This is a genomic window from Xylophilus sp. GW821-FHT01B05, assembly GCA_038961845.1.
Lineage (GTDB): Bacteria > Pseudomonadota > Gammaproteobacteria > Burkholderiales > Burkholderiaceae_C > Xylophilus.
The window spans coordinates 1,382,470-1,394,742 of the sequence record CP152408.1 but is presented as its reverse complement, the minus strand read 5'-3'; the positions used below and the strand labels follow the sequence as shown (position 1 = coordinate 1,394,742).

Here is a 12,273-nt window from a genome sequence, read left to right as displayed (position 1 = left end):
CGTGCTAAAGCACTGTCTGCGGCTTCGCGCCTTGTTCTCACTTTGATTGCAAACCCGTATGGCATCGGCCAGGGGTATCAAGGGCATAGGCTGTGTGCCCGCAGCCGACGCGCCGCTTGCGGTACAAACCCGGGGATGAAAGCCAAGTCGTTCCAGGACCTGATTCCGCTGCGCCGCGCGCTGGCGGAGACGGCGGCGCGCGAAGCCCAGGCGCGCCGGGAACGGCTGGAGGCCGCGCAGCGAGCCGAGGCCGAGCGCAACCTGTTTGCCAATGCCTGCGGCCCGGTGCAGCCGCTGCGCAAGCGCGGGCACCGCGTAGCCCTGGAGCCCGATCCGCCGCCACCGATCGCGGTGCAGCACCAGCGCGACGAAGAGCGTGTGCTGCTGGAGTCGATCAGCGACGATTTCGACGTGAGCACGCTGCTGGACACCGACGACCAACTGAGCTTTCGGCGCCCCGGCGTGAACGTGGACGTGACCCAGCGCCTGCGCAAGGGCGACTGGAGCATCCAGCGCCAGCTGGACCTGCACGGCCTGCGCACCGACGAGGCGCGCGAGGCGCTGGGCGCCTTCATCCGCGAGGCGCGCCAGCAGGGCCTGCGCTGCCTGCGCGTGGTGCACGGCAAGGGCCTGGGCTCGCCCGGCCGCACGCCGGTGCTCAAGGGTCGGGTGCAGGGCTGGCTGGTGCAGAAGAACGAGGTGCTGGCCTTTGTGCAAGCGCGCCCGGCCGAGGGCGGCGCGGGCGCGCTGGTGGTGCTGCTGCGGCCATCGTCACGCTGAAATCATGTAACTACTCAGCTCCCACACCGTTCGGGCTGAGCCCCCACACCGTTCGGGCTGAGCTTGTCGAAGCCCTGTCCCCCATCGCCAAGCCCTTCGACAGGCTCAGAAGGTGTGAACGAATATCCGCCCCCGTGCGTTGATAGCGAATGGCCAACGCAAGCAACGCCCCCAAGACATCCGAACAAGCGGCCCTGTTCCACGAAGCGCCCGCAGATGGCGCCGTAGTTGCAACGCCACGGCCAGCAAAGCCGGCGCACACAGCAGGCACGCCACGCCTGCTGCACGCCGATCGCCAGCAGATCGAGCTACGCCCCTGCGACCTCGATGCCCTTGTCGCCGCAGACCATCCCGCGCGCAGCGTCTGGGCTTTTGTGCAGGCGCTGGACCTCGCGCCGCTCTACGCCCAGGTCAAGTCGGTGCAAGGCTCGGCCGGCGCACCCGCCATCGATCCGGCCATCCTCATGGCGCTGTGGCTGTGGGCCACCGTCGAGGGCGTGGGCTCGGCCCGCGAGATCGACCGGCTGTGCGAGCGCGACGACATCTACCGCTGGCTCTGCGGTGGCGTCGGGGTCAACTACCACACGCTGGCGAGCTTTCGCACAGCCAACACCGAATGGCTCGATGCGCAACTCACCCGCAGCATCGCCGCGCTCATGGAGCGCAAGCTGGTCACGCTCGACGTAGTCGCCCAGGACGGCCTGCGCGTTCGCGCCCACGCCAAGGCCTCGAGCTTCCGGCGCAAGGAGCGCCTGGGCGAGCTGCATGCCTTGGCGCTCGCCCAGGTCAACGCCCTCAAGAGCGAACTCGAGGCCGATGCGGGCGCCAGCACGCGGCGCAAGGCCGCCGCGCGCGAACGCGCCGCACGGGAGCGCGAGGAGCGCCTGGCCCGGGCACTGCAGACCTTCGGCGAGATCGAGCGGGGCGCACTCGACAAGATCAAGAACAAGGCCAGTGCGCGTGCCAGGCGAGGCAAGTCTGGCCAGGCCCCAGTAGGTGATAGCCCCGCCGGGGATGCTCCCAGCGCCCTGCCCGAACCCGACGCCCCACCTGCCGAGCCACGCCCCGCCAGCGGCGAGGCGCAGCCGAAGTCCAGCGCAGGCGCGCCCAAGCGGGTCAGCACCACGGATGCAGACGCCCGGGTGATGAAGATGGCCGACGGAGGATTCCGTCCGGCCTACAACGCGCAGGTGCTGGTGGACGAGGCCACGCAGTTGATCGCCGGTATCGCGGTGGTCTGCGCGGGCAGCGATATGCATGAGATGGCGCCCATGCATCGCCAGATCGAGCAGCGCTACGGCCGCACGCCCACGCACTGGCTGGCCGATGGTGGCTACCCCCAGTACGACGCACTCGAGGAACTCAGCCGTCGCGGCACGCAGCCGGTGGTGCCGCCCTCGCGCAGCCGCAAACCTGGCTTCGATCCGCTCAGCCCCAAGGCCAGTGACTCACCGTTGATTGCGCAGTGGCGCGCGTTCATGGCCAGTGACGAGGGCCAGAAGCTCTACAGGCGCCGCGCCGCAAGTATCGAATGCGCCAATGCGCAGCTCAGGCGACGGGGCTTGTACCGCCTGAATGTGTGCGGCAAGTTGAAGGCACGCGCGGTGCTGCTGTGGCACGCGCTGGCGCATAACTTGATGCGCATGCGCTCGCTGGGGTTTGCGCTCGGGGGGTGAACTGAGCGCGCTTGCGGGCTCGCCCTGCAGCCTCCACAAGGCCCCAAGACTGCGGCTGGGCGCTCTGGGACCTCCGAGAGGCCAGGAGCTCGCCGCAGCCCCGTTCAATTGGCCACCGCGGCCTTCAAGCCGCCTGTTGGCGCATGGGAGTTGATTTTTTCACGCCTTCTCAGGGCGAACGGGGGTGAGCAGTTACGAAATCATGGTCTTTTAGACCTCCAGCCCAGGTGCAACCTGGGCTTATAGCTATATAAATAGTAGCAATCAAGCCGCAATGCCAACCTGCAGCGTCGCCACATAGCCCGCAGAAACGCTGCCCGTCACCGTGGCCAACTGCAGCGTCACGCCGTCGCTGAACACGTTGTCGGTGGCAAAGCTGATCTGCGACAGGTTGGTGGCGCTGGAGTCGTAGCCCGAGCTGGCATAGACCGCGCTGCAGACATCGGTCGGGAAGGCCATCTGCGTGGTCTTGATCTTGTTGCTGGAGGAGGTGGCGCGCGCGATGCTGGGGTACACCTCCAGGTGGATGTGCGGCACGCGGCCCGAGTAGCAGCCCGGGAAGATGGTGGTGAAGGTGGCGGTGCCGCTGCTGTCGGTGGCCTGCACGCCGCGCAGGTAGTTCTCGGTGAGGATGGCCGTCGAGTACAGCGAATACAAACCACCCGCCGTGCAGTGCCACAGGTAGATGGCATAGCCCGACAGCACCGCGCAGCTGGCGCCGGTGTTGACCAGTTGCAGCTTGACCGTCAGCGGCACGCCAGTGGCCGTGCCCGACGCGCTGCCCACGCTGCTGCGGATGTCGCTGCGCACAAAGCCCGACAAGGTAAGCGCGTTGACCACGCCACCCGAATTGCTGTTGGAACCATCTGCCGGATAGGGGCCGGCGGTTTCCTCGGGGATGGTGGCGCAGGTGGTGGACGTGGTGCTGGTGTCCGTCGTTGTCGTGCCGGTGCTGCCGGTGGAGGTTGTGTCCGTCGTGGTCGTCGTCGTGCTGCCTGTCGTGGTGGTGCTGGTGCTTCCCGTTGCCGTGGTGGTGGTCGTGGTGCTGCCGCTGCTGCTGGACGAGCTGTCTGTGCTGCTTGAGCTGCTGTCCGAGCCACCGCCACAGCCGATCAGCGGCAACGGCAACATGGCACCGACGGCCAGGCGGCGCAGCGCGCCACGGCGGCTCTGGGCCTGCTGCTGCAGCCGCGCCAGATCAAAGGCCAGCCCCTGGTCGTGGTCATGGTCGTCGTCCTGCAGCGTGATGGACAGCGGTGCGGCGTGGGCAAGGTGGGAAGTCTTCATGGCGATTCCTCGTGGTGGTGGCGGGGTGGTGGTGGGAAAAATGGGCGCAGGACCGCCTGCGGCGCAGGCCGCGGGCAAGGCGGGCGTCGTCAAAAGTGGGCGGGGAAGAAAGGGCGCGGGGGCCGCGTCAGAGCGCCGGAGCCGGCGGCGGCTGCGGGTCGACCTGGGCCACGGCGGCCGTGACCGGCAACTGCGTGCTGCAGTCCACCTGCGTGGCGCTGAGCGTGGCGCCGGGCGCGGGGACGCGGCCGCGCACCTCGACATAGAGCGTGCCCGACGCCGGCGTGCTGCGGCAGACCGCGCCGATCACTGCGGCATTGGCGGTAACGGGCGTGCCGCGCAGGGTGAACTGCACCGTGGCGGCGCTCCAGTCCACGCCGCTGAGCGTGCCCTTGAGCACATTGGTGTCGCCCGCGTCGTCCGCACCGGGGGCCACGGCGCCCACGGGTGGCCGCATGGCGGCAGCGTCGCCCACCAGGCCGCCGTCCTGGCGCGCGCCGGCAGATTCGATGCGCACAAACTGGCCCTGGGCCAGGCCTGTTGCGTCCACGCTGGCAGACGCGGCCAGCGGGATGCGCGTGCCCTGGATCACCACCACGCGCGCGGCCGCGTCGTAGCTGCTGGCCAGGCCGCCCAGGCGCACGCTGTCATAGCCGGCCAGGTCCAGCCCGCCGAGCGAGCCATTGGCCACCTGGGTGGCCCGCAGCGGCGCCGCAGCCAGCGCGCTGCGCGCAACGCTGACCAGCACCACCTGGCCGTTCTCCAACACGGGCAGATCTGCCGCCTGCACCTCGGTGCCGTCTGCCTGGTTCAGCCGCAGGCCGTGCGCCGACAAGCTCAGCACCACGCCACCGGTCAACACCGGGTCGGCGGCACCGTCCAGGCGCTCCAGGCGCGTGGCAACCACCACATAGGCCTGCTTGCTGGTGTCGAACACCCAGGAGCCGTAGACGACCGTGTCCTGCCCAGCCTGTACCTCGGCAATGGCGCCGTAGCCGCCGAGCGTGGTGGCGCCGCTGCGGGTGATGTCGTCGTTGGTGTGCACCACGCGCACCCACTGGCCGGTGACGCGCATCCAGCCGTTTTCGTCCGGGGCGCTGTCGATCGGCCCGCGCAGCTGCGGCAGCAGCACCAGCGATTGCGCGGCATTGGCTTCGTCGTAGATCAGGCGCACGCGCTGGCCCAGGCGCAGGCCGTCGGCGCTGCTGCCCAGGACGCTGTCGTCGTATTCGATGCCGTCGACGATCACGCTGCCAAAGCCGCTGATCGTGCCTTCGGCGATGCCGCTGCCGCCACTGCCGACACCTGCGAGCAGGCCACCGCCGCAGCCGTTGAGCAGCAAGGTCATCAGGCAAGCCGCCAGTGCGGCGCACCAGCGGCGGGAGGGGGATAAAGACATGGTCATGGCGCGGGTTCCTGCGCGGCGTTGTCGTCGTTGGCCGCGGCCACCGGGGCCATGCGGGTGGAATAGCAAAACATGCCCAGGCGCAGGCGGTGCGTGCCGCCAGCGGCCTCGTCCTGGTCGGCCAGCGGCACGGCGGCAGCGACCATCGCCGCCAGCACGTCGGCCCACAGGCGGTTGGCCAGTGACTCCAGCGTGCGCACCGACTGCTCGGACAGCCCGTCGGCAAACACGCTCTGGTCCAGGTACCTGACCGGGCCATCGCCGCTCAGGTTGTGCACACCGGCGGCCAGGTGGTCGGCCACGCTGTCGGCCAGCAACTGGCGCGCCTCGCTGTGGCGCGCGTCGGGCACAAAGGCCTGGCGGCGCAGCACCAGTTGGTCGTCCTCTTCAGTGGCTACGCCCAGGCGCACCAGCTCTTGCGCCACGCTGCGCGGGTGCACGTCGGTGGAGACGCGCCGCGCCAGGGCTTCGAAAGTGTCGCCCTCGCCTGCCAGCGGCAGCGCATCGGGCAGGCCGCTGGCCAGCCAACGCGTGACCACCTGCTGTGCCGGCGTGGCGCGCGCCGGGCGCGGGCGGCCGTCGTCCAGCAGCGCCTCGGGCGTGTCGGCGCGCAGTTGCTTCACATCCTTGCGGTGCAGGCCAGAGAGCAGGCTCAGCGCCGAATCGGTCGGGCGCTGGCCATGGCGCCGGGCCTCGGCCTCGGCGGCCGCCAAAAACACGGGCTTGAGCGCCGCCGCAAAGGCGGCGTAGCCCACGCCCGAGCGCACCATCCACTGCGCCAGCGGCCGCACGACGGCCAGCGCCTGCGGCAGCAGGTCAGCGTCGGACCAATCGGGCGGGGTGTCGTCCATGCGGCGGATTGTATATGGGATTTTTTCCCATTCACGCAAATTGCGCGCTGGCGATGCCTCCGCGCACCGCCCCAGGGGGTTAGAACTTGTTTACGATCTGTATGGGGATCGCGTTGGAGTGCAATCGGGATGAGTGGGTGGCCCAGTCTGCGCCGCATGGGCTCGTGCCCATGCAAGCAGATGGGGCGCTCAATCGCCCGATTTCACTCCAACCCTTCGGGCAAGTGTCTTTGCGGGCGGTCTGCGGCGTTGCGGCGCTTGTCCATAGCCAAGCTATGGACGGCGCACCGCGCCTTGCATCCCATCCCGCAAAGACACTTGCGCGACCCCATAGAGATCGCAAACACGTTCTTAGCGGCCGACCACGTCCAGCAATTCGATCTCGAAGGTCAGCGTGGCATTAGGCGGGATCACGCCACCGGCGCCACGAGAGCCGTAGGCCGTAGCCGGTGGGCAGATGAGCTTGGCCTTGCCGCCCACCTTCATGGTCTGCACGCCCTGCGTCCAGCAGGGGATCACGCCGGTCAGCGGGAACGAGATCGGCTCGCCGCGCTTGTAGGAGCTATCGAACTCCGTTCCATCGACCAGCGTGCCACGGTAATGCACCTTGACCGTGCTGCTGGCGGTAGGCTGGGCGCCAGTGCCCACCTTGATCTGCTCGACGTTGACGCCAGAGGCCAGGACTTCAGCGCCAGCGGCCAACGGCAGCGCGGCAGCGGCGGACAGGAGGATGGCGAGGGCAGAGGATGTCTTCATGGTGATGGCAGAGTGGTAGCAACAAAAGGGCATAGGCTAACGGATGCCCGCCCGGCCATCACGCCGGCGAGTGGCCCGCCACGCGCTCCAGCGCCGCCATGGCGTCTGGCGGCAGCTCCAGCGCCACCGCTGCCAGGTTTTCACGCAGATGCGCCACCGACGAGGTGCCCGGGATCAGCAGCAGGTTGGGCGAGCGCCGCAGCAGCCACGCCAGCGCCACCTGCATGGGCGTTGCGCCCAATTGCTGCGCCACGTCCGACAGAGCCGAGGACTGCAACGGCGTGAACCCGCCCAACGGGAAGAAGGGCACGTAGGCGATGCCGTCGCGCGCCAGTTCGTCGATCAGCGCGTCATCCTGCCGATGCACCAGGTTGTAGTGGTTCTGCACGCACACGATGGGGCAGATGCGGCGCCCCTCGGCGATCTGGGCGCGCGTGGCATTGCTGAGGCCAATATGGCGCACCAGGCCCTGCTGCTGCAACGCAGCCAGTGCAGCCAGCGGTGCCTCGATCGAGCCCTCAGCCGGGCCGTGCGTGTCAAACATGATGCGCAGGTTGACCACGTCCAGCGCCCCTACCCCCAGGTTGCGCAGGTTGTCGTGCACGGCCTGGGTCAGTTCCTCGGGCGCAAACGCCGGCAGCCAGGCGCCGTCGGGCCCGCGCCGCGCACCGATCTTGGTGACGATGACCAGCTCATCCGGGTACGGCGCCAGCGCCTCGCGGATCAGCTGGTTGGTGATGTGCGGGCCGTAGAAGTCGCTGGTGTCCATGTGGTTCACGCCGGCAGCCACCGCCGCGCGCAGCACGGCCAGGGCGGCGTCGCGGTCCTTGGGCGGGCCGAACACGCCCGGGCCGGCTAGTTGCATGGCGCCGTAGCCAAGTCGGTTCACACTGCGGCCGCCGAGGGAAAAGCTGCCGGCGTTGGAAGGTTGGGACATGGTGGGATTCCTTTCTGCTGGAGATGAAAGGCAGTCTAGGCAGCCTTGCATTGCGCGATAAGTAGCCACAATCCGCACAGGTTGTACGGAGCGGCGAACAATGAAATTCGATCTGGCTGATCTGAACGCCTTTGTGGCGGTGGCGCGCGCCAAGGGCTTCCGGGATGGCGCGCGTGCCAGCGGCGCCAGCGCCTCCGGGCTGAGCGAGGCGGTGCGCCGGCTGGAGGCACAGCTGGGCGTGCGCCTGCTCCACCGCACGACGCGCAGCGTGGTGCCGACCGAGGCCGGGCAGCGCCTGCTGGAGCGGCTGGGCCCAGCCCTGACCGAGGTCGAGGCCGCACTCGACGTGGTCAACGGTTTTCGCGACCAGCCGGCGGGCACGTTGAAGCTCAACGTGCCGATCAGCGCGGCACGGCTGGTGCTGCCAGCCATCGTGCCGGCCTTCCTGGCGGCCTACCCTGATATCGGCCTGGAGGTGATAGCCGAGGACAGCTTTGTCGACGTGCTGGCGGCCGGCTGCGACGCCGGCATCCGCTACGACGAGCGGCTGGAGCAGGACATGATCGCCCTGCCGATCGGCCCGCGCACCCAGCGCTTTGCCGCTGCCGCATCGCCCGCCTACCTGGCACGCCACGGCCGCCCGGAGCACCCGCGCGACCTGCTCAAGCACCACTGCCTGCGCGGGCGCTTCAGCAGTGGCGCCATGCCGCCCTGGGAGTTCGAGCGCAATGGCGAGCTGCTGCGGATCGAGCCCGCAGGGCGGCTGCTGGTGCAGTTGGGCGGCGCAACCGACCTGGCCGTTGACGCAGCCGTGGCCGGCACCGGCGTCATCTACCTGTTCGAGGACTGGCTCCAGCCCTACCTGGACGATGGCCGCCTGCAGCCCATCCTGGAGCCGTGGTGGCCACGCTTCTCCGGCCCCTTTTTGTACTACCCCGGGCGGCGCCTGCTGCCGGCGCCGCTGCGGGCGTTTGTGGATTTCATCAAAGCTGGGCAGGCTTAATCAAACGCCCTTGTTGCGCATCCAGTCGCCGGTCTGGAAGAAGCTCTGCTGCAGGCGCAGCCGCAAGTCCTCGGGCACGCCGGTCTCGCCCATGGCCTGGTCCATGCAGGCCAGCCACTGGTCGCGCTCCTTGATGCCAATGGAAAACGGCATGTGCCGAGCCCGCAGCATGGGGTGGCCGAAGCGCTCGGTGTAGTGCTGCGGCCCGCCCAGCCAGCCGCACAGAAACCAGAACAGCCGCTGCCGCGCATTGCTCAGGTCGGGGCCGTGGGCCGCGCGCAAGGCGGCGTAGGCGGGCTCCAGGTCCATCAGGTCATAGAAGCGCTCGACCAGCGCCTGCACGCGGGCTTCGCCGCCAATCCACTCGAAGGGTGTGTCGAACGGGGGTTTGTCTTGGATTTGCATGGTCGAAATGGCAACAAGCGGTTGCAGCGAGCGGACTGGCGCCCCTCAGGAATGGATGCGCGGCACCCCATGGCGGCAACGTGGGAACAATGCCCAAGTATCCCACCGCCCCCCTGCAGCATGCCCAGACTGGAATATTGATAAAAAGTGCTCGTAGCCCAGTACCTGCCTTGGCATATAGCTATGAAAAATAGAGCACCCCAATTACCCAGGACCCAAAGTCCGCAGAATGCTGACTTGCTGCCCACCAAGGACCCCGCCATGCCCACGCCCACCCCCTACGCCACCACCGCCCCGACACGCGCCGAGATCGATGCCCTGCCCGGCGCCACGCTGCTGGAATTCGGCACCGACTGGTGCGGCTTCTGCCAGGCCGCGCAGCCACTGATCGCGCCCGCCGTCAGCGCCCACCCTGCCCTGCGCCACCTCAAGGTGGAAGACGGCCCCGGCCGCGCACTGGGCCGATCCTTCAAAGTCAAACTCTGGCCCACGCTGATCTTCCTGCGCGACGGCCAGGAAGTAGCGCGGCTGGTGCGGCCCGCCGATGCAGCGGCAGTGCAGGACGCGATGCAGGTGCTTGCTGCGGGGGCAGCGTAGGGCGCTTTCCTTGTTGAAGGCCCTCGCGCTTTCCGTGGACTTATGTGTCTTGCAAGCTGGCCGACTCGCAAATCATCACGGGCGATCTCCGCCGTTCGCCCTGAGCCTATCGAAGGGCTCCAGCAGGCTCCGCCCGAACAGTGCCGCGTTCACTGCGCCTGATTGCCAGGCGATCTAGCCGAAAGATGCACGCCACTGCGCTTTATCGGGCGCCAAAGCGCGAAGGCAAAAGCCCCCACGAAAAGCGAAAGTAGCATTTCAACTCCCCAACCGATCAAGAACGCCAAGGGCGATCCATTGCACGCCGCGCAATCCACACCGCCGTGGCGAACCACGAATGCGATGCGGCGAAAGAATTGGATAGCAAGGAGGAAGAAAATCGGGGATAGAAGTGCAAGCCCCAGCCAGCAAAAAAATCGCTTCACCCTCATTTTCTGACCTCCACTCAAATCACTGCCTGCGCCACCAAAGCTATGCGTCCACGCTTGGCCCGATCTAACTGGCAGCCGCGCCGGAGCGGATAACCCGGCTCGTGTCAAAGCCCAGCGCTGCGGCGCGCGCCAGCCACGCCTCGACCTCCTTGTCCGGCAAGGAAGGCCTGCGGGCCAGCAGCCACAGGGAACTGCGGTCCGCAGTGCCCACCAGGGCAATCGAATAGTCGTCGTCCAGCGCCAGGATCCGATAGTCACCCCACACGGCAGGCAGCCAGGCCATCCAGATCGGGGCGAAGCGCACTTCCAGGCGCCCGGCATCGTCGGCCTCGCCTTCATGCGGGGCCGCTCTGCGCCCCACACCACGGGTCTCGTCCAATGAGCCATCTTGCTGGCGGCAGCGGTTGACCACCGACATGCCACCCGAAGGCCGCGGCAGGTACTCGGCCGTTACCTCATCCACGCACTTGCGCTGCAGGGAGTTGGGCAGCCGCGCAATCTCATGCCACAGGCCGCCATAGCGCAGCAGATCCACATGCGGCACGACGGGCAGGGACGCCGCGCCGGGCTCTGCAGCATCCTGCGCCCAAGCGCCGCCGCCCCAGCCCACAAGCAACGCGCCCACCAAGAGCAAGGGGCCAAGACGACGCGACAGGCAAGAAGGCAGCAGGGGTAAAGATGACATCGGGGTTCCGGTAAAGAGTGACTAGTGTCGCGTCAAGCGTGAGGTGAAGGATGGGTGCGAAGGCATCGGCGTGCAGCGCAAGGCGCAGCGATGCGCGGCGAGGGCAAGCGCACACCGGCAGATCGTGCTTGACGCGACACTAGTGTGCCCGCACAGGCGACGGGCATGCAGTACCGGCCACCGGCACCACCGTTAGAGCGGTCCTGCACTTGTAGGACAAGCCCCACAAAAGTGCCGCGCAGGCGCTGGCAGAATCCCGTCCCTGCGCGCCCTACATTGGCAGTAAGAGTTGCCAGGCGTGTCTTTGACCGGTTGGATGCAATCAACCAACGCCTATGGACATGATCCCGGGAATCAGAACTTTCATTGTCGAAGACAACGCCACTATCCGCGAAAACCTGATCGGCACTCTGGAAGAGTTGGCCCACATCAGGACAGTCGGAGTCGCGGTGGCCGAGCGCGAAGGCTGTGGTTGGCTGGCCGCGCACGCCCACCAGTGGGACTTGGCCATCGTGGACCTGTTTCTGAAACAGGGCAGCGGATTGGGTGTTCTTGCCGCCTGCAAAGAACGCCTGCCGCACCAGCGGGTGGTGGTGCTCAGCAACTACGCCACACCCGACATCCGCACCCGCTGCGCGCAACTGGGCGCAGATGCGGTGTTCGACAAATCCAACGAAATCGATGCGCTGCTGGACTATTGCATCCAGCATGCCTCCCAGGGGATCTGGTCCAGCGCGGACCTGGACCCGTCCGCGTTGTCGGTCTAACGCCTCAATCGATCAGCTTGTTCTTCAGCGCGTAGTAGGTCAGGTCGCTGTTGGAGGCAAGGTTCATCTTCTCCATCAGGCGCGTGCGGTAGGTGCTCACCGTCTTCACGCTCAGCGACAGCGACTTGGCGATGTCGCCAGCGGTCTCGCCCTTGGCGAGCTTGAGGAACACCTGGAATTCACGCTCGGACAGAAGCTCATGTGCCGGCGCATCGTCCTTGCGGTTAAGCTGCTGCGCCAGCAGGTCGGCCACGGCCGGCGTGATGTAGCGCCGGCCCAGCGAGATGGTGCGGATCGCATTGACGATCTCCATCGGCTCGCATTCCTTGTTGAGATAGCCGCTCGCCCCCTGACGGATCAGGTTCATGGCGTAGTGCTCCTCCGGGTAGCCGCTGAGGATCAGGATGCCGACATCCGGGGCCTTGGCGCGGATCATGCCCAAGGCATCGAGGCCGGTCTGGCCCGGCATGGAGAGATCCATCACCAGCACATCGATCTCGACATTGCGGATCAGGTCGATGGCCTCGCGCCCATTGGACGCCTCGCCAACCACTCGCAGATCGACATGGTCGGAGAAGAACTGCCGGAGCCCGGTCCGCACAATGGCGTGGTCATCCACGATTCCGATTTTTATCATTTCCGGTCTTTCTGCGGCGCAGGCCATAGGCGGGGCACAATGCCCGGTGCTGGCCC

Annotated in this window: 13 protein-coding genes; 5 read left to right on the top strand and 8 right to left on the bottom strand. The window is 67.4% G+C overall.

The window, feature by feature from the left end; all coding sequences use genetic code 11:
* The first annotated feature begins 135 nt into the window (after positions 1–135).
* Positions 136–780 carry a Smr/MutS family protein gene (locus AAFF27_06565; GenBank protein ID XAH24851.1) on the top strand — a complete coding sequence of 215 codons (645 nt, stop codon included), beginning with the start codon at positions 136–138 and terminating at the stop codon, positions 778–780.
* A gap of 278 nt (positions 781–1,058) precedes the next feature.
* A complete protein-coding gene (locus tag AAFF27_06560; GenBank protein ID XAH26172.1) occupies positions 1,059–2,456 on the top strand; it encodes an IS1182 family transposase in 1,398 nt (465 codons plus the stop codon).
* Between the two features lie 264 nt (positions 2,457–2,720).
* On the opposite strand, the gene AAFF27_06555 is transcribed toward AAFF27_06560, so the two are convergent.
* The 5 genes from AAFF27_06555 to AAFF27_06535 all read right to left on the bottom strand — a co-directional run bounded on the left by AAFF27_06555 (position 2,721) and on the right by AAFF27_06535 (position 7,692).
* Entirely contained in the window at positions 2,721–3,743 is a 1,023-nt protein-coding gene (locus AAFF27_06555; GenBank protein XAH24850.1) for an intradiol ring-cleavage dioxygenase, read from the bottom strand.
* Positions 3,744–3,870: 127 nt separating this feature from the next.
* Complete coding sequence (locus tag AAFF27_06550) at positions 3,871–5,142, bottom strand: hypothetical protein (GenBank protein XAH24849.1); 1,272 nt, start codon at positions 5,140–5,142, stop codon at positions 3,871–3,873.
* Between the two features lie 2 nt (positions 5,143–5,144).
* Complete coding sequence (locus tag AAFF27_06545; GenBank protein XAH24848.1) at positions 5,145–5,999, bottom strand: DUF6502 family protein; 855 nt, start codon at positions 5,997–5,999, stop codon at positions 5,145–5,147.
* A 351-nt stretch (positions 6,000–6,350) separates the two neighbouring features.
* On the bottom strand, positions 6,351–6,755 hold the full coding sequence (locus AAFF27_06540; GenBank protein XAH24847.1) for an FKBP-type peptidyl-prolyl cis-trans isomerase: 405 nt from the start codon (positions 6,753–6,755) through the stop codon (positions 6,351–6,353).
* A 58-nt stretch (positions 6,756–6,813) separates the two neighbouring features.
* Positions 6,814–7,692: an aldo/keto reductase family oxidoreductase gene (locus tag AAFF27_06535; GenBank protein ID XAH24846.1), complete on the bottom strand. Its 879-nt coding sequence runs from the start codon at positions 7,690–7,692 to the stop codon at positions 6,814–6,816.
* Positions 7,693–7,792: 100 nt separating this feature from the next.
* Between AAFF27_06535 and AAFF27_06530 the strand changes: the two genes are divergently transcribed.
* Positions 7,793–8,695 (top strand): LysR family transcriptional regulator, encoded by a 903-nt coding sequence (locus AAFF27_06530; protein ID XAH24845.1) that lies wholly within the window; start codon positions 7,793–7,795, stop codon positions 8,693–8,695.
* Here the strand turns inward: AAFF27_06530 and AAFF27_06525 are convergent, their stop codons facing one another.
* Positions 8,696–9,100 (bottom strand): group II truncated hemoglobin, encoded by a 405-nt coding sequence (locus AAFF27_06525; GenBank protein ID XAH24844.1) that lies wholly within the window; start codon positions 9,098–9,100, stop codon positions 8,696–8,698.
* Positions 9,101–9,361: 261 nt separating this feature from the next.
* Here AAFF27_06525 and AAFF27_06520 point away from each other — a divergent pair, with 261 nt between their 5' ends.
* On the top strand, positions 9,362–9,697 hold the full coding sequence (locus AAFF27_06520) for a thioredoxin family protein (protein ID XAH24843.1): 336 nt from the start codon (positions 9,362–9,364) through the stop codon (positions 9,695–9,697).
* A gap of 495 nt (positions 9,698–10,192) precedes the next feature.
* On the opposite strand, the gene AAFF27_06515 is transcribed toward AAFF27_06520, so the two are convergent.
* Positions 10,193–10,813 (bottom strand): lipocalin family protein, encoded by a 621-nt coding sequence (locus AAFF27_06515; protein XAH24842.1) that lies wholly within the window; start codon positions 10,811–10,813, stop codon positions 10,193–10,195.
* Positions 10,814–11,148: 335 nt separating this feature from the next.
* Here AAFF27_06515 and AAFF27_06510 point away from each other — a divergent pair, with 335 nt between their 5' ends.
* Positions 11,149–11,580 (top strand): response regulator, encoded by a 432-nt coding sequence (locus tag AAFF27_06510; protein XAH24841.1) that lies wholly within the window; start codon positions 11,149–11,151, stop codon positions 11,578–11,580.
* A gap of 4 nt (positions 11,581–11,584) precedes the next feature.
* Here AAFF27_06510 and AAFF27_06505 read toward each other — a convergent pair whose 3' ends face one another.
* Positions 11,585–12,217 (bottom strand): response regulator transcription factor, encoded by a 633-nt coding sequence (locus tag AAFF27_06505; GenBank protein XAH24840.1) that lies wholly within the window; start codon positions 12,215–12,217, stop codon positions 11,585–11,587.
* Between the last annotated feature and the right edge of the window lie 56 nt (positions 12,218–12,273).

Excerpts from the sequence above, each read along its gene's own strand:
- AAFF27_06565 (XAH24851.1), top strand. The coding sequence starts at position 136 with ATGAAAGCCAAGTCGTTCCAGGACCTGATTCCGCTGCGCCGCGCGCTG.
- AAFF27_06555 (XAH24850.1), bottom strand. The coding sequence starts at position 3,743 with ATGAAGACTTCCCACCTTGCCCACGCCGCACCGCTGTCCATCACGCTG.
- AAFF27_06550 (XAH24849.1), bottom strand. The coding sequence starts at position 5,142 with ATGTCTTTATCCCCCTCCCGCCGCTGGTGCGCCGCACTGGCGGCTTGC.
- AAFF27_06545 (XAH24848.1), bottom strand. The coding sequence starts at position 5,999 with ATGGACGACACCCCGCCCGATTGGTCCGACGCTGACCTGCTGCCGCAG.
- AAFF27_06540 (XAH24847.1), bottom strand. The coding sequence starts at position 6,755 with ATGAAGACATCCTCTGCCCTCGCCATCCTCCTGTCCGCCGCTGCCGCG.
- AAFF27_06535 (XAH24846.1), bottom strand. The coding sequence starts at position 7,692 with ATGTCCCAACCTTCCAACGCCGGCAGCTTTTCCCTCGGCGGCCGCAGT.
- AAFF27_06530 (XAH24845.1), top strand. The coding sequence starts at position 7,793 with ATGAAATTCGATCTGGCTGATCTGAACGCCTTTGTGGCGGTGGCGCGC.
- AAFF27_06525 (XAH24844.1), bottom strand. The coding sequence starts at position 9,100 with ATGCAAATCCAAGACAAACCCCCGTTCGACACACCCTTCGAGTGGATT.
- AAFF27_06520 (XAH24843.1), top strand. The coding sequence starts at position 9,362 with ATGCCCACGCCCACCCCCTACGCCACCACCGCCCCGACACGCGCCGAG.
- AAFF27_06515 (XAH24842.1), bottom strand. The coding sequence starts at position 10,813 with ATGTCATCTTTACCCCTGCTGCCTTCTTGCCTGTCGCGTCGTCTTGGC.
- AAFF27_06510 (XAH24841.1), top strand. The coding sequence starts at position 11,149 with ATGGACATGATCCCGGGAATCAGAACTTTCATTGTCGAAGACAACGCC.
- AAFF27_06505 (XAH24840.1), bottom strand. The coding sequence starts at position 12,217 with ATGATAAAAATCGGAATCGTGGATGACCACGCCATTGTGCGGACCGGG.